Annotated in this window: 17 protein-coding genes; 9 read left to right on the top strand and 8 right to left on the bottom strand. The window is 34.3% G+C overall.

Annotated features, from left to right (window positions below; all coding sequences use genetic code 11):
• Positions 1-104: 104 nt before the first annotated feature.
• On the top strand, positions 105-1,376 hold the full coding sequence (locus IEV72_RS09745) for an acetyl-CoA hydrolase/transferase family protein (RefSeq protein ID WP_188458920.1): 1,272 nt from the start codon (positions 105-107) through the stop codon (positions 1,374-1,376).
• 166 nt (positions 1,377-1,542) lie between these two features.
• Here IEV72_RS09745 and IEV72_RS09740 read toward each other — a convergent pair whose 3' ends face one another.
• The 3 genes from IEV72_RS09740 to IEV72_RS09730 form a co-directional block, all read right to left on the bottom strand.
• Positions 1,543-2,589 (bottom strand): Omp28-related outer membrane protein, encoded by a 1,047-nt coding sequence (locus tag IEV72_RS09740; RefSeq protein WP_188458919.1) that lies wholly within the window; start codon positions 2,587-2,589, stop codon positions 1,543-1,545.
• Between the two features lie 162 nt (positions 2,590-2,751).
• Positions 2,752-3,294, bottom strand: coding sequence for a hypothetical protein (locus IEV72_RS09735; protein ID WP_188458918.1), 543 nt, complete (start codon positions 3,292-3,294; stop codon positions 2,752-2,754).
• A gap of 8 nt (positions 3,295-3,302) precedes the next feature.
• Entirely contained in the window at positions 3,303-5,018 is a 1,716-nt protein-coding gene (locus IEV72_RS09730) for a T9SS type A sorting domain-containing protein (protein ID WP_188458917.1), read from the bottom strand.
• Positions 5,019-5,190: 172 nt separating this feature from the next.
• On the opposite strand from IEV72_RS09730, the gene IEV72_RS09725 reads away from it, so the two are divergent.
• Positions 5,191-5,607, top strand: coding sequence for a TlpA family protein disulfide reductase (locus tag IEV72_RS09725; RefSeq protein ID WP_229731871.1), 417 nt, complete (start codon positions 5,191-5,193; stop codon positions 5,605-5,607).
• A 1-nt stretch (position 5,608) separates the two neighbouring features.
• On the top strand, positions 5,609-7,345 hold the full coding sequence (locus IEV72_RS09720; protein ID WP_188458915.1) for a DUF6029 family protein: 1,737 nt from the start codon (positions 5,609-5,611) through the stop codon (positions 7,343-7,345).
• Between the two features lie 32 nt (positions 7,346-7,377).
• Here the strand turns inward: IEV72_RS09720 and IEV72_RS09715 are convergent, their stop codons facing one another.
• The 3 genes from IEV72_RS09715 to IEV72_RS09705 all read right to left on the bottom strand — a co-directional run bounded on the left by IEV72_RS09715 (position 7,378) and on the right by IEV72_RS09705 (position 11,813).
• Entirely contained in the window at positions 7,378-9,033 is a 1,656-nt protein-coding gene (locus IEV72_RS09715) for a M1 family metallopeptidase (RefSeq protein WP_188458914.1), read from the bottom strand.
• A gap of 154 nt (positions 9,034-9,187) precedes the next feature.
• Complete coding sequence (locus IEV72_RS09710) at positions 9,188-10,399, bottom strand: T9SS type A sorting domain-containing protein (RefSeq protein ID WP_188458913.1); 1,212 nt, start codon at positions 10,397-10,399, stop codon at positions 9,188-9,190.
• A gap of 349 nt (positions 10,400-10,748) precedes the next feature.
• Entirely contained in the window at positions 10,749-11,813 is a 1,065-nt protein-coding gene (locus tag IEV72_RS09705) for a Fic family protein (RefSeq protein WP_188458912.1), read from the bottom strand.
• Positions 11,814-11,982: 169 nt separating this feature from the next.
• Here IEV72_RS09705 and ccoS point away from each other — a divergent pair, with 169 nt between their 5' ends.
• The 5 genes from ccoS to ccoG all read left to right on the top strand — a co-directional run bounded on the left by ccoS (position 11,983) and on the right by ccoG (position 16,984).
• A complete protein-coding gene (gene ccoS, locus IEV72_RS09700; protein ID WP_188458911.1) occupies positions 11,983-12,174 on the top strand; it encodes a cbb3-type cytochrome oxidase assembly protein CcoS in 192 nt (63 codons plus the stop codon).
• Between the two features lie 2 nt (positions 12,175-12,176).
• Positions 12,177-14,378, top strand: coding sequence for a cytochrome-c oxidase, cbb3-type subunit I (gene ccoN / locus IEV72_RS09695; RefSeq protein ID WP_188458910.1), 2,202 nt, complete (start codon positions 12,177-12,179; stop codon positions 14,376-14,378).
• 9 nt (positions 14,379-14,387) lie between these two features.
• Positions 14,388-14,582, top strand: a complete 195-nt coding sequence (locus IEV72_RS09690; RefSeq protein ID WP_188459000.1) for a CcoQ/FixQ family Cbb3-type cytochrome c oxidase assembly chaperone — start codon at positions 14,388-14,390, stop codon at positions 14,580-14,582.
• Positions 14,579-15,466 carry a cbb3-type cytochrome c oxidase N-terminal domain-containing protein gene (locus IEV72_RS09685; protein WP_188458909.1) on the top strand — a complete coding sequence of 296 codons (888 nt, stop codon included), beginning with the start codon at positions 14,579-14,581 and terminating at the stop codon, positions 15,464-15,466. Before IEV72_RS09690 ends, IEV72_RS09685 begins: the two co-directional genes overlap by 4 nt.
• A gap of 105 nt (positions 15,467-15,571) precedes the next feature.
• Positions 15,572-16,984: a cytochrome c oxidase accessory protein CcoG gene (gene ccoG, locus IEV72_RS09680; protein ID WP_188458908.1), complete on the top strand. Its 1,413-nt coding sequence runs from the start codon at positions 15,572-15,574 to the stop codon at positions 16,982-16,984.
• Positions 16,985-17,211: 227 nt separating this feature from the next.
• On the opposite strand, the gene IEV72_RS09675 is transcribed toward ccoG, so the two are convergent.
• On the bottom strand, positions 17,212-19,149 hold the full coding sequence (locus tag IEV72_RS09675) for a LysM peptidoglycan-binding domain-containing protein (RefSeq protein WP_194428400.1): 1,938 nt from the start codon (positions 19,147-19,149) through the stop codon (positions 17,212-17,214).
• Positions 19,150-19,151: 2 nt separating this feature from the next.
• Positions 19,152-20,681: a glutamine-hydrolyzing GMP synthase gene (gene guaA, locus IEV72_RS09670; protein WP_188458906.1), complete on the bottom strand. Its 1,530-nt coding sequence runs from the start codon at positions 20,679-20,681 to the stop codon at positions 19,152-19,154.
• Positions 20,682-20,750: 69 nt separating this feature from the next.
• Here guaA and IEV72_RS09665 point away from each other — a divergent pair, with 69 nt between their 5' ends.
• A complete protein-coding gene (locus IEV72_RS09665; protein ID WP_188458905.1) occupies positions 20,751-21,290 on the top strand; it encodes a pyridoxamine 5'-phosphate oxidase family protein in 540 nt (179 codons plus the stop codon).
• The last annotated feature ends 15 nt before the right edge of the window (positions 21,291-21,305 follow it).

Here is a 21,305-nt window from a genome sequence, read left to right as displayed (position 1 = left end):
GACTGGCATGTTTTAAAATTTGCTTAAGCTTTGTATATCCTTTTGATGACAATTATCAATGTTAATAATTGAAAGAGTTTATACCTTTGCCCAAAATTTGATATATGAATTATGTAGATCTTCAAGAAGCCGTAAGCAAAGTAAAATCAGGCGACCGTATTTTTTTTCAGGGTGCCGCAATGACTCCGAAATATTTAATTGATGGACTTTGTAAAAATTATGAGCAACTTTCTGATGTAGAGATTGTGCAAATGCACACCGAAGGCGAAGCGCTTTACACGCAAGAACCTTACTCTAGCGCTTTTAAAACCAATTCTTGTTTTGTTGGCGGTAATGTACGCAAAGCCGTAAATTCTAATATTGGCGATTATATTCCTATTTTTTTAAGTGAAATTCACTTGTTATTTAAAAATGATATTTTGCCTTTAGATGTAGCATTTATAAATGTTTCGCCACCAGATAAACACGGATTTTGCTCTTTAGGAACTTCTATAGATGTTAGTTTAGCCGCTGTACAAAAAGCGAAAATAGTTGTGGCTCAAATAAACCCAAAAGTTCCACGATCTCATGGTGATGGCAATATACACATAAACGAAATTGATTTTGGTGTTGAAATTGAAACCGATATTTATAGTCACGCAGCCTTAACCCCTAATGAAACTGAGCAACAAATTGGAAGACATATAGCTGGTTTAGTTGAAGATGGAGCCACTTTACAAATGGGAATTGGCGCGATACCCAATGCTGTTTTAAATAATTTAGGCGATAGAAAAGGTTTGGGAATACACACCGAAATGTTTTCTGATGGCATCCTTCCTTTGGTTGAAAAAGGCGTGATTACGGGTGAACATAAAGCGGTTAAAAACGGAAAAATTGTAACTTGTTTTGCAGTTGGTTCACAAAAACTTTACAACTTTATAGATGACAATCCAATAGTGCATTTTAAAGAAGCAGCTTACACTAACGATACTGCCATTATTAGAAGAAACCCAAAAGTAACTGCTATAAATTCTGCAATAGAAATTGATTTAACAGGTCAAGTTTGTGCAGATACTATAGGAAAGATGCAATTTTCTGGTGTTGGTGGACAAATGGACTTTATTCGTGGTGCTTCACTTTCTGAAGGTGGTAAAGCCATTATTGCCATGCCGTCAATTACTAAAAAAGGAATTTCGAAAATTACTCCATTTTTAAATCAAGGTGCTGGAGTAACTACTACACGAGCTCACGTTCACCACGTAGCTACTGAATTTGGCATTGTAGATTTATATGGGAAAAACCTAAAGCAAAGAGCAAAAGCATTGATTTCTATTGCACATCCAGAGCATCGTGAAAGCTTGCAAAAAGCAGCTTTTGAACGTTTTGGCGGAATGTAAAATCAAGTATTTGATTACATATTTTAAACTTGAAAAGTTATGCGTCAAAGTTCTAAACTTCGACAAACATGAGCTCTTGACAACACAAAGAAAGCTTAAAATGAAAAATCCTGCTTCAATTGAAAGCAGGATTTTTTTGTTTTAAAATGGAATGCTTAAAGTATTTTTATTGCATTTCAAATTCTTGATTTTCGCCTAAACTTGACTTTCTAACATTTACCACTTCCCCGCTTTCATCAACTACAAAAGCTACAATATCTACTTGAGACACATCTTCAATAAAGTCTGGAATATCATATGCAATACTTTTAACCCAGGTATTATCTAGTCTTGATTCGGCATTAGGAATTTCATCTCCTAAAATATCCGTGAGTGTTGTGCGAAGCGTGTAATCGTGCACATAATTTTCTACTGGATTTAATCCGTCGTAATACTCTGTATAGTTTACTTGTGGCCAAACCAATCCGTTTTCCAACACTTGAACTACTAATTTTAAATTTTGGAAATCTTTTGCAAACCCAACTTTTACATCTACGTTTATTTTATTGTTACTTACAGATGAATTTAAAGCTAAGCCTAATCTAGGATTACTCCCTTGGGTGTACGCTAACACTTGATCAATGTTAAAAGGTTCGGGGAATTCCCACTGATTTATTCTATTGATAAAACCTTTTGGATAACCAGGTGTATTGATTAATTGCTCTAGCGATTCTGCGTTGGTATAATTATAAGGGTCTGCAGTTCCTACAGGCGCTCTATGTATGGCTACAAAAACAATATCTTCAGAAATATCACCTACTAACTTCATGCCTTCAGCAACTCTAGGACACCAACCGCACCAAGTACCTGTATAATCTTCAACAAGAACTCTTTTTCTGTAGTTGGTTTGGCTTCCATCTTGATATTCAACAAAAAGTTGAGTAGACTCTAAGTTAAAATACTTAGCAACTACTTCATAAAAACCAGTTTCGTTTGCAACAAAGCTGTTATCCTGAATTTCTTCTCCATTTACATAAATAACAGATTCGCTGGTAACTTCTGTTCCTTCTTCTGTAAACACACGGATAAGTGTTTCTTCACCTACTACTCTAGTGCTTGCATTGTGGATTGCAAAAATTCCAGATTCTCCTACATTTATCTCATATTTCTCACTACAACTCACAAAAATTAATAGGAGCATCATGAGTATACAACTAGGACTTTTAATTTTCATTTTTAATGAATTTTATAAACACAATTACATGTTATTATAACTTAAAAAAGGAAGAATCACATTGGAAATCCAAGGATTCTTCTCTTTTCATTTTTCTTTACAATTTACATTGTTTAAAAGAATATCTACCAATTAGTGTGAAATTGGTTTATGAGGCATGAACTAGTTTGGCATGTATTGATAAGTAATAGTCAAATCGTTAGTTTGATTACCATTGTCATCTTCTACATAAAAACGCATATCATACTCAATAGATGTTGTGTTTTCATCACCAATATCATTATTAATGAAATAATCATCTTGACTATTATATTCACCCGGTGAAATTACCGTACCATTTGGAGGATACGATTGCCCTTCGGTTACTTCAAAAATACAAAGTGGTTGCACACAAAAAGTGAAATCAGATCCATCTGTTCCTCTAAATTCTAATACTTCTATTTTAACATTAATGTCTTCACTACCAACATTCTTTAAATAGTATTTTAATTGAACATCTTCAGGACGAGTGCCATTACCTCCAGCTTTATTGAAGGTAATTACTTCACCATCTGAGTATAAAGTTCCATCAGCTTTTTCTACGTTCAACACTCTAGAATCTTCTCCGGTTTCTCCCTGAGTGTCATCGTCACTGCTACAGGATGTAAATATTAAACCAGCGGTAATTAGAAATGTAAGAAAGAAAAGGTTTGATTTAATTTTCATATTGTTTTTTATTTTAAAATTATTTTTTGTGTTCTAGAAGCTCCGTTGATATTCACTTTAATCAGGTAAACTCCACTTGTAAAATTAGACAAATCTAATTGATTTGAGAGCATGTTTTTAGATTCGCCAGTCAGTATTTTTTTACCTTGAAGTGTAAACACTTCATATCCAAAATTCTCGTTGGCAGATAAATTTATTTTTCCGCTTGTAGGGTTTGGGTACATACTAAAGTTGTAAACATCAAAATTTGGAACAGAAAGCGAATTGTAGTTGCTATAAGTTTTAGATTCTTGAGATCCAAAACTTCCACCTTGAATAATAACTGTTCCATCTGAAGTTTCTAAGCTATACGACCCATCCCCCCAATCGCAGCAAATACCATCACCATAGGCATCCATAATAGTAAAGGTATAACAATCATTCTCTGTTAAGTTTAATGTCTGCTGTACGCTTTGATTTTGTTGACCATTATAAGGTCCGCCTGAATGAACAACACCACCAGCAGAATTGGTAATATTCCAAGTGGTTTCTTCTGGGTATTGATCTAATTGAATATTCAACTCAACAGTATTTGTTTCAAAAATTTCAGAAGCATCAAAATTAAAGGAATACGAGTTATTTGAATTATCGTCATCATCAGACAAATTAATATTGAATTCATTTGTTTCTAAAAGAGTGAATTCCATTTCTGGTAGATCAATTTTTTCAAATTCACCAGGAGCAAGATTTCCAGTCCAAGTATATACTTCTGTTGTACCACCGTTTATATCATACTCAACATCTACAGAAGTTAAAGGGTTGGAACCAAAGTTTAAAATTTCAAAAGATGGAGCAACGCTATCAACACATAGATTATCAAATTCGTCAACAGATTTTATAACTGCATCATTACTGTTAGCAAAACCTGTTAAGGAAGCACTTGCTCCACTACCACTAATTATATTTTCTTGTGTTTCTGTGATGAAAGCTACAACTTCAAACTCACCTTCAAATACATCAGCTGAAATACCATTGTAATTTTCAGGAATTGTATATGTAAAAGTTTGGTCTATAAAACTGCCTTGTGTGGTTGTGTTAATATCAACTCCCCATTGTCCAGTTAGCATGTGTACTAATCTATGCATGTGAACATAGTTGTCTCCCATACCTCCACCAGATTGGGGTCCTAAGGTATTATTTTGTAACAAAGCCACATTCAACTTGTTTGAATCTTCTGGACTATTACCTGTATAATATGCTTCTACATGAACTGTTATCTGATTGGTGTTTATATCTATTTCAGCTTCTGTGGCTACATTTACGTAAGAAGATTGACCTAAAACTTGATTACTTGCATTAACCCAGTGCTGTCTTCCCATAGATGTGCCGCCAGGATTTTGGGAGAATGATGGAAATAAAGCGCGATTAATCGTACCTGCAGGATAACCCGAAACATCGGCTTGACTATCTATAGCAGTACCAAAAGGAGTTCGAAAATCAGGTTGACTAGGACCTGGTGTAGCAAAACCTCCAACGTGGATGTTAATTAAAAATACGTCACCTGGATTATTTTCCTGAATACCTTGGGCAATGGCATGTCCCTGAGGACAAAATTGGCAGTTAATACCCGTAAATTCTTCTAAAATTACATTTTTGTTTTCTGGTGTAGTACTAACCATAGTTTGACTAAAAGCAGAAAAAGCAAAAGCGAACACTGCACAACTTGTAAGTAGTTTTTTAAGCATGTTTAATGATTTTTTGATTTAATTATCATCAAAAGTAGGATTTTATTATTAAATTTTAGTTAATTTGAAAAAATAAAATTTAACTTAATTTGTAATTAAACACAAAACTTATATGCGATTTATCCTTTTCATTTTTCTCATTATCAGTATTCAATCATTTTCGCAAGAAAAAATGCCTAATATTAGCATTAAAGATCTGAAGAATAAACCTATACATATTGTTAATGATTTTAACGAAACTGACAAAATTTATGTTTTTTCATTTTGGGCTACATGGTGCGCTCCATGTATAAGTGAATTGGAAGCCATAAGCGAACATTATCAAGATTGGTCTGAAGAATTAAATATGGAATTAATTGCAGTTTCAACTGACGATTCTAGAACACAAAGAAGAGTTAGACCGCTTTTAAATGGAAAAAATTGGCCATATCGTGTTTTAATGGACACCAATCAAAAACTAAAAAGAGCTTTATCTATTGTTAATATACCGTATATGGTAGTTGTGAAAAATCAAAAAATTGAGCTGATTTTTAATGGCTACAGTCAAGGTGCAGAAGATGAGTTATACCAATCCTTGAAAGCACTTTAATATGAGTATAAATTTCGCCAAGACAAGTATTTTATTTGTCTTAGTTAACTTCACTTTTTTGCATGCGCAAAAAACTTCAGAAGAAAAAAAAGATTACGGTAGATTTTATGGTGGCCTTGAATCTAACATGCAGTATTATGTAGAAGATGATGGTCTTGAAAGCGCCATTGTACCTGATAATCCGTTTCGTTCGAACAATTATCTCTATGCTAATTACAATTATAAAAGATGGACTGCAGGTATTCAAGTTGAAGCCTACGAACCAAATGCACTCCTTAATTACAATCCACAATTTAAAGGAACAGATTTAGGCATATACTACCTTAACTATAAAGATGAAAAATGGGATATTACCATTGGACATTTCTATGAACAGTTTGGTAACGGCATGATTTTTAGAGCTTGGGAAGATAGAGCTTTAGGTATAAATTCTGCTGTTCGTGGAGCAAAAGTGAAGTTTAGCCCAAACTATAATATAGATTTTACCGCTTTTTACGGAAGACAACGTTCTGGTTTTAGTGTAACATCTGGAGATTTATTTGGATTTGATGCAAATATATTTTTAGCAGAATATTTAAACTTATATGAAAAAAATCAAGATTTAAGTTTAGGTTTTAGTTATTTAGGAAGACATGAATCTTTTGAGGAATATCCGCAACTTCAAAATCCAAGTTTTGACGAACTAACAAACGCTTATTCACTTCGTGCTGATTACTTAATTGGGTCTTTTTATGCTAATGCCGAAGTTAATTATAAATCTAAAGATGGTATTTTAAACATTCAGAACAGATTGTCTGATAATTCTGCTCGTTCTGGAAATGCCGTTACTTTCAATTTTGGTTACTCTCAATCAGGTTTAGGAGTAGATGTAAGCTTACGCCGAATGGAAAACATGGGTTTTTATTCACAACGTGAACCTTCTGTATTTACTGACTTTCAAGGAGAACTCTCCACTAGTTTTGATTACCTAGACACATTTGTAAACTTTACTCCTGCACTTACTAAACAACACCATTCTTTGTTGGCTAATATCTATGTTTTTCAAGCTCAGCAAAATACACTTTTTGAAGATGCTCAAGTTATGCGTGCTGGCGAAACTGGAGGACAAATTGATTTTTTTTATAAATTTAAAGAAGATAGCTTTTTAGGAGGAAAATATGGAACACATGTTTACCTCAACTTTTCGAGTTGGTATAATTTACCTGGCGTGTATACCTATAATCCTCCTGATTATGATGTTGACTTCTTTGGAAGAGGAAATAAATATTTCTCGGATTATAGCATCGAAATTAAAAAGAAAGTAGATGATTCTTGGCACTTAGGCTTCAACTACATCAATCAATATTATGACCAACGCTTATTGGGTGGTGGCGATTTGGTTAGAGCTGATATTATAACTTCTGAAGCCACCTACAACTTCAATTCTAAACAATCTATACGTGTTGAATTGGAAAAAATGTGGGCAGTTGGCGACCGTGAAGACTGGGTTGGCGGAACAATTGAATTTAACTTTAATGAAAACTTATCTGTTTACCTATGGGATATTTGGAACTATGGTAGTAAAAAAGAAAGTGAACAAGTACATTACATCAACTTAGGTGGCGCTTATCGAATTGGAGCCTACCGAATAGCATTAAATTATGGTCGACAACGTGGCGGTTTAGTTTGTGTTGGAGGAGTTTGTAGGTTTGTTCCTGAAAGTTCTGGTTTAACGCTTAATTTTAATACATCGTTTTAAATTGGTATTGACCTAGAAGATAAAAAAACCGCTTATTCTTCATCTAAGAACTCAAAATCGATATAAAAATGAAAGATATCAATTTTTAAGTTTTCTAAATCTTTCATTCGTAAATTGGTTTTTATCCAATTGTTAGTTAAATGTAATCTATAAGCTTGGTCGTCGCCAACAAAACCAACATCTATTGGCATTTCAAAGTTCTTGGCTTCAGCTTTCCAACGCGCATCTACTCTTTTATTGTTTTTCCTAAATTCAAGAACAGGAATTTTAGCGTAATTAAGATACTGATTGAAAAAAGAAGTATAATCAGCTTCTAATTTTTCATTAAAATAAGCAACAACTTCTTCTGTGTTGGTAACGCGGTGTTTAAAATCTTCAACAAAAGACTTGATGGTTTGCCACCATAGTTCATCGTCATTAACAATGCTTCTAAGTGTGCCTAGTAGGTTTGCTCCTTTGTAATAAATATCGTTAGGACCAGAATGATTTACGCCATAATTTCCAATTAAAGGCCGCTTATTTTTAATGTTTTTCCGAATTCCATATAAATAAGACAAGGCTGCATCTTTACCTTGAGTACATTCTACAAAAATAGATTCTGCATAGGTGGTAAAGCCTTCATGAATCCACAAATCGGCGATATCTGCTACCGAAATACTGTTTCCAAACCACTCGTGAGCCGACTCGTGAATGATGATAAAATCCCAAGTTAATCCGTATCCCGTTCCTGATAAATCGGTTCCTAGATAACCATTCATAAACTGATTGCCATAAGCAACAGCACTTTGGTGCTCCATTCCCAAATATGGAGTTTCTACTAATTTAAAGCCATCTTCTGTAAAAGGATACTCGCCCATTTTTTCATAAAAACATTGCATCATGGGTTTTACTTGTTCAAATTGATTTTTGGCTTTTTCTAAATGATAAAGTAAAACATAATAATCCAGGCTTAAATCTTGAAACTGATCTTCAAAATGAACATAATCGCCAATATTCAAAGTAATATTGTAATTATTAATCGGATTTACAGTACGCCAATGCCATTGTGTATAGCCATTTTCTTGTGGGGTTTCAGCAATTAATTTTCCATTGGAAACGTTCATCAATCCGTTGGGAACACTTACTTTTATATCTGCTCCTTCATCGGGTTCATCACTTAAATGGTCTTTGTTTGGAAACCACAAACTAGCACCATCGCCTTGTACAGCTACGCCAATCCAGGGTTTTCCGTTCTGGTCTTTTTTAAAAACAAAACCACCATCCCAAGGCGCTTGTTTTGCTACAATGGGATTTCCACTAAAATAAATACTGATTAAATGTTCTTCTTTAGCCCCTAAAGCTTCATCAAAAGTGATAAAGAAAGCATTGAATTTGCGCTCATAAGTCAATTTTCGACTTCCAGAAATAATGGAGTCAATTTGCATGTTTTCATATAGATCCAATTGCATTTTAGGCAACTTATCTAAGGTTTCAAAACGGATGCTGTTTTTTCCACTGATGAATCGCTCATTTGGATTAACCTTCACTTCTAAATCGTAATGCAGGACATTAAAGTTGGATCGTTCTGGGCGTAGACTTCCGCGCAAACTATCTTTTTCTGTAAATGAAGAAGTATCTTTTAAGATTTGTGCTTCAATTGAAAAAAAGGATAATGAATAAAATAGTAAAAAAACAAAAAACTTGGGCATGGATATTTTTTTGATAAATATAAACAAACCTAAGCTATATCCTTATAGTTGTTTGTTTTTCTATCAGCAATAAAATTTAACGTGTACTGTTTTTAACTAAATGACTTTGTTTACACTAGCAGGTTTTTCACTTTTTAACTAACATGAAATTTCCTTATTTCTTGATCAATTTCTGATGAAGGAATTTGTTAGCCGTAGTTCTTCCCTTTAACATGTAAATACCTTCAGACAATTGAGAAACATTAAATGTAGTTGACCTTTCTTCAAAAAAAGCTACTTGTTTACCTGCTAGATCAAAAACGGATAATTCTTCTAATTCGCGGTTGAATTCTATTTGAAATTCAGCAGGATTAGGATAGAAACTTATACCAAAATTGGGTTCATTAATTTCTTGGGTTGAAAGTGTAGAAATATCTACTGTGTATAACAATTCATTTTCATTACCTGTGTTAAAATTATAACTTGTAGCAGAAACAAATAACTCATTATTATGAATAGTCATGGCGGTTGCATACACTTCATTAGAAGCAAAAACAAATGGAGTTGAAACTTCAGAAACGTTCTGGCTGTTGTTTAAATCAATAGATTTAACTCTTCCATATTCAACAATACCATCAAATTCTGCACTGGTATACAACAATTGGTCATTGTAAATAAAAAGCCGTTCAGCAAACTCATCATCTTCATTATAATTGAAAGCGTAAATTGTTTCTGGTGGCACAGAAGGACCATTTGTTTGATATTTAATAATCTCATCTGAGTCATCAAATTCTTCTAACCAATACAAGTTTGAATCACCCCATTTCATATCCAAAATAAACTCTCGATTTTGAAGTAAAACTGTTTTGGAAGGCGTTCCAGTTAAATCGATTTTACTAATGCTGGTGCTTTGTATATTGAAATCATCAAAGTTATTTGAAGAGAAATTTCCTATTATTTCCGTGACAAATAATTCGTTAGCGTTTCCTGCTAAAACTAATGGAAGATTAAGACCTGTTAAGACATCAACCACACTTGGGTTGGTTTGAGTTAAGTCAATTTTAGATAATTTTCCTGAGTTGTTGGTTGGGTTTGCAGTGGTGATAGATTGCAAGAAAAATAATTCATCTCCTATAATAGTCAAGCTTGAAGGAAATTGAATGTTGGTTAAAACCTCTATAACTGCTGCATTAGATGATGTAGCTGAAGTTTTTAGGATACGATTATTAGAAAAATCTGGGATATAAATTTCACCATTATAGTAAGCTATAGAACGTGGGTAAACTTCATAATCTGCTACATTTTGATGGAACAAAACAGGTGTAGAAGTTTGTGCATTTATGGTACACACACAAATTAGTACAAAAAGGACAATTACTTTTTTCATATTGTTGATTTAAAATAGACTATAACAGTTTTCAATATTTGAAAATTGAATAATTTTTACACAATTTTTTTGATGTAAACATAAAATAATAATCAATTAGTTACTCATTATTAAAGTGTTAAAAATTTAGTATTGTTTAAAAACACATAGCATAATTCCCGTAAAAAAATAATGAAAAGGCATCCCCGCTTGCACAGAATTATTTGAATTGAGAGCTTACTCTACTGAGTTTTTCAGTTTAGCATCAAGATAATTAGTTTTTAGAACACGAGTCAATTCTCATATTTACTTCCCATTTAACTAAAGCAGCAAAACTAAAAAGTTGCTCCAAAAAATGAAGCAACTTTATTTATCCAGCTAAATGAACGTGCTCTTGAAGCGATGAAATGGCACATTCGGCAATTAATTTGTGAAAATGTTTATTTTCATGATTTACCTGAACAGCTTCAAGCGCTTTAAAGTAATTTTCTTTTTGATCAGGATCGCCTTTTAAATTAACCAGCGTGTAGCCGTGTTGAAGCAAAATTAAATTCATTACCAAGCGCGATGTTCTTCCATTACCATCTATAAATGGATGAATAGAAACTAATCGCTCATGCATTTCGGCAGCGAGAACTATGGGGTGCAAAACTTTCTTTTGCATTTCATAAAACAGAAAATAATCTTCCATTAATTTATCAATCTTATACGGCTCAGGTGGGAAATGTGCACTACCTGAAATCCGTACAGGAACTGAACGATAAACACCTGCATTTTTTTTATCGACGCCCTTTAAAACCAATTGATGAATTTGCTTCAAATAAAAAGCATTAAAATGAATTTTATTTTTCACAAAATCCTGAACTAAATCAATTGCTTCTTTATGATTGATAAGCTCTAAATGCTCGCGCATACTTTTTCCGCCGATGGTAATTCCATCGTTAATAACAAGGTGTGTTTCACTTAAAGTTAAGGTGTTTCCTTCAATACGGTTACTTTCATAAGTGTATGCAGTATGGAAGAATTCTTGCATTTTCTGAACTTGTAAACCATCTAAAGGTTTTTTGCTTTGCCACTTTTTATGAAGTTGATCTGCTTCATTCAATAATTTAGTTACTTGTTGATCAAGTTCAATGACTTTAAACTTTTCTTTACCAGTAAGGTAAGCAATGCGTTCTTCAGCAGCTGCAATAACATCTTCGGCTACAGTAGGGTATGAACTTAACAAATCGACTACCTGATTACTTAAAAATTCTTTGAGAAGCTCATAATAATCTAAGCCTACTGCTTCGCTAATTTTTTTCAACTGTGGTAAAGTAGGATGACGTTTACCTGAAATAATTCTGCTCATTAAACTTGAGTCAATACCTACTTGCTGTGCTAAATCACAGATTTTCAGATTTAATTCTTTTCGTTTGGCACTAACTAATTTCATTATTGACAAATTATTTCATGACAAATTTAGTCATTTATTTTGTTGAAAAAAAAATTATCTCCCATAAAATCAACTTAATTTTACCGAATTCTATTTTAGTCTATCAAACCTGATTATCGTCATTTTTCAATTTTAACTTCGCATTTACATTTGTGGGAAATTTTGAATCATGAGTGTAATTTACGGACTTCTTACCATTAGCATTTTAGTAGCACTTGTATTCCTTATCGTTTTTATTTTTTCGGTGAAAAGCGGACAATATGACGATAGTTATACGCCTTCGGTACGCATGCTATTTGATGATGAGTTAGTAAAAGACGACTCTAAAAAATCATCTACCCAAGAACAAAAACAAGATTAATTATGGATGTACAGCAGTTTCATTACGATAATAAAATCGTAAAAAAATTCTTATATGCCACCATCTTTTGGGGCATAATCGGAATGACCGTTGGGCTTTTGCTCGCTTTTATGTTTATTTTTCCTCAACTCACCGACGGAATTTCTTGGTTGAGCTTTGGCCGTTTAAGACCATTGCACACCAATGCCGTAATTTTTGCATTTGTTGGTAATGCCATTTTTGCTGGAGTATATTATTCTTCGCAACGACTATTAAAAGCCAGAATGTTCAGCGATGCCTTAAGTAACATTAACTTTTGGGGTTGGCAGCTCATTATTGTTGCGGCTGCAATTACACTTCCACTTGGTTTCACTAGTTCTAAAGAATATGCTGAATTAGAATGGCCGATAGACATTGCTATTGCTATAATTTGGGTAGCTTTTGGGTGGAACTTAATCGGTACTATCTTAAAACGTAGACAGCGCCACCTGTATGTTGCCATTTGGTTTTACTTAGCTACGTTTGTAACAGTTGCCGTATTACACATTTTTAATTCCTTAGCGCTACCAGTTTCAGCATTAAAATCATATTCGGCTTATGCCGGTGTTCAAGATGCTTTGGTACAATGGTGGTACGGACACAATGCAGTTGCCTTTTTCTTAACTACTCCGTTTTTAGGTTTAATGTATTACTTTGTTCCTAAGGCAGCCAATCGACCTGTATATTCATATAAACTATCCATTATTCACTTTTGGTCGCTCATATTCATTTACATCTGGGCTGGACCTCACCACTTATTGTATTCCGCTTTACCAGATTGGGCTCAAAATTTAGGAGTTACTTTTTCGGTAATGCTCATTATGCCATCTTGGGGTGGAATGATTAACGGTTTACTAACGCTTCGAGGTGCTTGGGATAAAGTAAGAACCAATCCTGTGCTTAAATTTATGGTAGTTGCAATTACCGGATACGGTATGGCTACTTTTGAAGGACCAATGCTTTCGCTTAAGAATGTTAATGCTATTGCTCACTTTACCGACTGGATTATTGCACACGTTCATGTAGGTGCCTTAGCTTGGAACGGCTTCTTAACTTTTGGTATGATTTACTTTTTAGTACCAAGACTATTTAAAACCAAATTGCATTCGGTTGGTCTAGCCAACGCTCACTTTTGGGTAGGAACTTTAGGTATAGTTTTATATTCTTTACCTTTATATGTGGCTGGTTTTGTACAAGCACTAATGTGGAAAGACTTTAACCCAGACGGAACTTTGGTATATGGTAACTTTTTAGAAACCGTTTCTGAAATTATGCCCATGTACTGGATGCGAGCCATTGGTGGAACAATGTACATTTCAGGAATGTTCCTTTTACTCTATAACGTAGTTATGACCATTCGTGCAGGTTCACCAGTTACTGATGAATTAGCTGAAGCTGCTCCACTACAACGTGTTAAAAGTGGTAGAGTTGCTGGTGAAGCGTTCCACTCTTGGTTAGAGCGTAAGCCGATTCAATTAACCATTTTGGCTACCATTGCCATTTTAATTGGTGGTGTGGTTCAAATTGTTCCTACTTTATTGGTGAAATCAAATGTACCAACCATAAGTAGCGTTACGCCTTACACTCCTTTAGAATTAGAAGGTAGAGACATCTACATCCGTGAAGGTTGTGTAGGTTGTCACTCACAAATGGTGCGTCCTTTCCGTTCGGAAGTAGAACGCTATGGAGAATATGCAAAAGGTGGAGAATATGTGTACGACCGTCCTTTCCTTTGGGGAAGTAAACGTACCGGACCAGACTTATTGCGTATAGGTGGAAAATATTCAGATAACTGGCACTTTAACCACATGTACGATCCACAAAGCACGAGTTCAGGTTCTATTATGCCAGCATACCAATGGCTTATTGAAAATGAATTAGACAAATCTTCAACAGAAGCTAAACTCGAGACAATGGCTAAGCTTGGCGTTCCATACTCTGACGAAGAAATCGCTAATGCACAACAAAGCATGTTGGAACAAGGAATAGAAATCGAACAAAACTTGTACAACGATCCAGATTTTGTAAAATCTTACGAAGCGGCTAAAAAGTATGCGGAAGAAAACAACATGGATTTTGTTGAAATGAGAAATAGAGAAATTACTGCAGTAATTGCTTACCTACAACGCCTAGGAACCGATATTAAAATTGTTCAACCCGAAGAAGCATCAGCATCTTCTAACTAAACTTTTGAAATCATGAAATTCGCAAAACAATATTTAGAAACCATAGAAGGAATTGAGCTTTATCCAATTATTTCGCTTTTGATATTCTTTAGCTTTTTTGTAATTCTTTTTTGGTGGGTCTTTACCGCCAAAAAAGATTACATCCAAAAGATGAGTGACATTCCATTAACCGATGAAGAAACTGAAAACACAAGTAAATTATGAAGACACAATCCTACATCAGAATTATTGTATTGGTTGGTTTAGCCTGGCTAGGCACAGAATACTTAACCGAAACTGAACCGGGTCAATGGGCTATTTTAGAATATCCTTTTGCAGGAATTTTCATTGGCATCGTGTTTTTATTTGCATTGGCTATTGAAGCTTCCATCAGCTCGTTAAAAAATATTTTATACATGAGCCTTTCGGAAGAAGCTCAGAAAAAGTTTGATGAAGCTGAAGCAGCAAGAGCAAGCAAAATAGGAGAAAAAATTGAAGGCTTCTTACAAGATATGACCAAGTCTAAAGAAGTGGAAGAAGAACATGAAATAATATTAGACCATAATTATGATGGAATCAAGGAATTAGACAACAAACTTCCGCCATGGTGGCTATACGGTTTCTACGCTACCATTGTTTTTGCAGTGGTATATTTAGTACGTTTCCATGTTATTGGAGACTATACCCAAGCAGAAGAATATCAGCAAGAAGTAGCTCAAGCCGATAAAGAGATTGAAGAATATTTAGCCACAGCAGAAAATATAATCGATTACGAAACAGTTGTAGCTTTAGAAGAACCAAGCGATTTAAAAGCTGGAGAAAAAATTTATGCTACCAATTGTGTGGCTTGCCATAGAGCCGATGGTGGCGGTGGAATTGGTCCGAACCTAACCGATGAACATTGGATTTTAGGCGGTGGAATTAAAAATGTGTTTAAAACCATTAGCGAAGGCGGTAGACCTGGAAAAGGAATGGTTTCTTGGAAGTCCGATTTAACAGCTAAAGAAATGCAACAAGCCGCTTCTTATGTATTAACCTTACAGGAAAACAATCCTGCAGATGGAAAAGCGCCGGAAGGAGAAATTTGGGAAGGCGAACAAGAAGAGTAGAAGTTTCATTGTGTATTTAGGTTTTAGTTAGCGTCGAGCATTCCATGTTCATCTATCAAAAAAAATAAAACTAGCTTTTGCTTAACCATATAGAAAAGTATAAAAATGAGCGATCAAGAAAACTTTAGAGATAGTATTGGCACTATGGATGACCAAGGCAAGCGAGCTTGGGTTTATCCTAAAAAACCATCTGGTGTTTTTTACAAATACAGAAAGTGGGTAAGCTACTTCTTATTGTTGTTTTTATTTGCTTCGCCGTTTATCAAAATCAATGGAAATCAATTCTTGATGTTCAATGTACTAGAGCGTAAATTCAACATTTTTGGGTTTTCGTTTTGGCCACAAGACTTTTACTTGTTTGTTATTTCTATGATTACGTTAATCGTCTTATTGGCATTGTTTACTGTAGCTTTTGGACGTGTTTTTTGTGGTTGGATTTGCCCTCAAACTATTTTTATGGAAATGGTTTTTAGAAGAATTGAATATGCTATTGAAGGCGACCGAAACAAACAAATGAAACTCGATCGGATGCCATGGAACAAAGAAAAAATTATTAAAAAAGGAAGTAAATGGGCGGTTTTTGCCTTCATTTCATTTTTAATAGCCAATGTGTTCTTGGCGTATTTAATAGGAAGCGACCGGCTTTTACTTTATATTACCGAAGGACCAACAGCCAACTTAGGCACTTTTATTCCTTTACTGATATTTACCCTTGTTTTCTATTTTGTATTTGCGTGGTTTAGAGAACAAGTTTGTATTATCGCTTGCCCATATGGAAGATTACAAGGCGTTTTACTTGATAAAAAATCAGTTGTAGTTGCCTATGACCATAAACGTGGTGAAGCCGAAAACGGAAGAAAAAAATTCAGAAAAAACGAAGATCGAGATGCACTTGGTTACGGAGACTGTATTGACTGTAAACAATGTGTACACGTTTGCCCTACCGGAATTGATATCCGAAACGGAACCCAATTGGAATGCGTAAACTGTACTGCTTGTATAGACGAGTGTGATGATATCATGGAAAAAGTAAATCTTCCAAAAGGCTTAATTCGTTATGCTTCCGAAGAAAATATTGAAAAGAAAGCCAAGTTTAAGTTCACGGCAAGAATGAAAGCTTACACTGGAGTATTAACTATTTTAATAGGAATTTTAATCGGTTTATTATTTATTAGAAGTGATGTAGAAGCACGTATTTTAAGATTACCTGGAAACTTGTACGAAACCACCGAAAGTGGCGAACTTAGAAATGTATACACCTACAAACTGGTAAACAAAACCAATATAGAAAAAGACTCCGTATATTTTAAATTGCTTTCGCATAAAGGAGAAATCAAACTGGTGAAAAATTATTTTACAATAGTTCCCGCTCAAGATTTGGACAAAGGAAGTTTGTTTATCAACATCCATCCAATGGAATTAGACGGACATAAAAACAAAGTGAAAATAGGCATTTACAGCAGAGGAGAACTCCTGGAAACAACTACCGCTAATTTTATGGGACCCAAAACTTTTTAGTTTCGTTTTTATAAGTTTCTATTCTTAAATTAAACCCCTGCAAGCGTTTAAAACGCTTGCAGGGGTGTTTTTTTTCTATTCCCAATAATAACTAAGCATAGCAAAGTTTAAAACTTGGCTGCAACTGATATAAGTCTGCTTCAAAAATAGTACAACTGCTTTGTATAGCGAAGTCTCAGACTTTGCTGAGCAATAGGAAAAAGCTTGGCTGAGCTAGACGAACAAAATCAATCGATTACTTCTGTTTCTAAATTATCAAGATACTGTATCAGGAAAAGAGAATCGTTGTAATAGCCTTCCGACAAATCGAAAGCATGGTAATTGAATTTACTCTCAAAATATTCGGTTTGGGCTTCTAAGTCTAGGGTTTTTTGAAAATTATTTTCGGAGTAAGCCAAACGCAAAATTAAATCGTAAGCCAAGTCGAATCCGCGAACTACAAAACGATTTGGATAATAACCATGTTTTTCTTTGTAGGCTTCAGAGAAACTTTCTGGAGCTGGTTGAATTAATTCTTTTGAAGCACTAACAAATGTAAAATTAAGTGAACTCAAATAGGCATTAGAAATTTCATCTTCAAAAAAACTGCTTCGATTGGAAGTAAATAAACGTATGTTATAATCTTCTTTTTGTAGCGAAATTAAATTAGCAATTGCTGTTTCAATTTTACCATAATTGGTAGTTTCTAATAAAAACCAATTCATTTTATTTTTATTGAGCTTTGGCTTTATATCATCCTTTTGTAAATAATCTTCTGTTAATTCAACAAATTTTACATCTTGAAAAGTATATTTCAATTTGTCGCGCATTTCTAGACCTGTTGAATCGGTTAAAGCAACTAAATTGATTTCATCTGAAATAATACTATCTATATAGGTAATGATTACTTCTTGCTTTAAATCGTTACTCGGAACGGTTTTAACCAAGTTTTTATGAAAAAAATCAGGATTAACTAAAGGTGAAAAAAGCAAGGTTTCCTGATTATCAATTTCATTTAAAACCATTTGAATTTGACTTTCTAATAAAGGCCCAATAAACGCATGGGTTGATGAAAATGAATTGCCGTTAAATACAGATTCTATTTTGCCTGCATTGCGTTGTTCAATATCATGAACCTGTAAATTAACTGGGATGTTTTTAGCTTTAGCCGAATCTACTGCCATTTCTACACCAGTGTAAAAATCGATTGCTATTCTGGTAAGTTGGCTTCTTCTCAACAACAATTCCTTATCAATAGAATCGTTTTCAAAAGCTTTTAAATTGAATGGAAGCAACAAACTCAAGTTGATTTCTTCGGTAATATCTTTATCGATAAAGTTTTCTAAATTGATGGATTTTTCACCTGGTAGCAATAAAGATTTTCTTTTAGTAGGCAGCTTCAACACCATTCCTTCAGAAAGACCGCCATAGCGCAAAGCTGGATTTAAAGCTTCTAGGCGTTCTCTGCTAAATTCATTTTTCTTTAAAATTGAAGCCAGGGATTCACGTCTTGGAACTACGTAATATTTAATTTCTTCTTTTCTAATATCGGCCTTCTCTATTTCGCCTTTTTCTTTTTTGTTTTTAGAACGATCTATATTCACAAATTGTCCAGCTTGTAAGGTTTCTATATCAGGATTTAGGCTATCTAATTCCGCTATAGTAATACCATATTTTTTAGCTATACTAAACTTGGTTTCTTTTGGTAAAACCAAATGCTTCAACTTAGAAAATGATGAATTGGTCACACTTTGGTTGAAATTTTTAGTGATGTGTTCTTCTTCATTTTCAGATAGTTTAGTCACCGGAATCCGAAGTTCATCATTCATATCTAATTCTCTTTCATATAGATATGGATTGTACTTTTTTACTTCATCTATAGAAATACCAAAGGATCGAGAAATGCTGTATAAAGTTTCTTTAGGGCTCACATCATATAAAGTAAAATCTACTTTTTTAGCTCCTTCAGGAACTTTCTTTACCGGAATAATTAGTTTAGGTACATTGATTTCTTTTCCCTTTTTTACATCGGGATTTAGGTTCAGAATTGCACTTTCTTGAATATTGTATTTTTTGGCAATACTAGAAATGGTTTCTCCTTCTTGTACTGGGTGAGCAACATATTCTTGAGCAAGAGAAAATTGCGTAAGGCTTAAAAAAAATATTCCTATCAAAAAGTTCATCATCTTTATTCCCATTCTATTGTTGCTGGTGGTTTTGAGCTAATATCGTACACAACGCGATTTACTCCTTTAACCTGATTTATAATTTTATTGGAAGTTTCCTGCAAAAATGCATAGGGTAAATCTACCCAATCTGCGGTCATTCCATCTGTAGACTCCACTGCTCGTAAAGCTACAACTTTTTCGTAAGTTCTTTCGTCTCCCATTACTCCAACAGAAGAAACAGGCAACAACATGGCTCCAGCTTGCCAAACTTGATCATATAAATCCCATTTTCTGAGTCCGTTGATAAAAATGGCATCTACTTCTTGTAAAATGCGGACTTTTTCTGGAGTAATATCACCCAAAATTCGGATTGCTAAACCCGGTCCAGGAAATGGATGTCTACCTAATAATTTATTAGAAATGCCCAATTCTGCTCCTACTCTGCGTACTTCGTCTTTAAATAACATACGTAAAGGCTCTACCACTTTTAGTTTCATAAAATCAGGTAAGCCACCTACGTTGTGATGCGACTTGATGGTAACCGATGGTCCGTTTACCGAAACCGATTCAATTACATCTGGATAAATTGTGCCTTGTGCTAAAAAACTTACCTCTTGAATTTGATGAGCTTCATCGTCAAAAACATCTATAAATGTGTTTCCTATTTTTTTACGTTTGGTTTCTGGGTCGCTAATTCCTGCTAAAGCATCTAAAAATCGTGAAGAAGCATCTACTCCTTTCACGTTTAATCCCATGCCTTTGTATTGTTCTAAAACAGAACTAAATTCGTCTTTACGTAACAAACCATTGTTTACAAAAATGCAATACAGGTTTTCACCGATGGCTTGATGAAGCAATACGGCGGCAACGCTAGAATCTACACCACCACTTAAACCAAGGACTACTTTTTGATTTCCAATTTTTTCTTTGAGTTCGGCAACGGTTAAATCTACAAATCGGGCTGGCGTCCAGGTTTGTGGCACACCGGCAATTTCTACTAAAAAGTTTTTTAAAATTTGAGCACCATCTTTGGTGTGATATACTTCAGGATGAAATTGCAGTCCAAAGGTATCTTCGCCTTCAATACGGTAAGCTGCGTTTAAAACGTCTTCTGTACTAGCTAAACGAACTGCTTTTGAAGGTAATTCTTTGATGCTATCGCTGTGCGACATCCAAACCTGAGAACCTTCCTTTACGTTTTTAAACAATGTTTCCGCATCTTTAATCACACTCAATTTGGCTCTACCAAATTCGCGTGTGTTAGACGGAGCCACTTCGCCACCAAAATGATGAGCGATGTATTGCGCTCCAAAGCATACTGCCAAAACGGGAAGTTTGCCTTTTATTGAACTTAAATCGGGTTCTGGAGCATCTTCAGCACGAACTGAAAATGGACTTCCTGATAAAATTACCGCTTTAAATTCGTTTAAATTTTTGGGTATTTTGTGAAAGGGGTGAATTTCACAATAAATATTGAGTTCTCTAACACGTCTAGCAATCAACTGCGTATACTGAGATCCAAAATCGAGAATGAGAAGGTTTTTTTGCATGCGCAAAAGTAAAAATTTACGCTAAAATTAAGCATTTTAATCACCTATTTTTAGACATTTGAAATAAAAATGCTAAACGACATTTTACAAGAAGCCAAACAAGAAATTAAATTTGGCTACCTCAAGAAAAAACATCCGTTCCGTTATCCTTCTTTAGCAAGCCTTACAAAAGATTTTCCGAATCAACGAACAGTTGTATTAAGAGATACCACAACCGATTTTGAGTTGATTTTTTACACCGATGAACGAAGTAATAAAATTGAAGATTTTATACACAACCCAAATGCGAGTGTTTTGTTTTATCACCCCAAAAAACTTTTGCAAATTAAAGTCATGGGCAAAATGAAAATAGTGACATCTGGAAAAGTATATGAAGAGTATTGGAGTAAAATTCAAGGCAAATCTAGAAAAGATTTTATTACGGAAAAAGCACCTGGCACCCAACTTAAAAATCCAGATGATGTGGAATTTTTAGATGATAAACATCACTTTTGTCTTTTAAAATTAGTTCCCACTGAAATTGAATATTTACAATTAAAAAGACCTCATCATATTCGCGCGCTATTTTCTGCAAATGACAATTGGGAAGGCAAATTTTTAAATCCATAAAAAAAGCTGCTTCAA

Origin of the sequence: Psychroflexus planctonicus (assembly GCF_014640195.1) — a bacterium.
GTDB classification, from domain to species: Bacteria; Bacteroidota; Bacteroidia; order Flavobacteriales; family Flavobacteriaceae; genus Psychroflexus; species Psychroflexus planctonicus.
The sequence above is the reverse complement of the archived record's forward strand: the minus strand, read 5'-3'. Positions and strand labels throughout refer to the sequence as shown.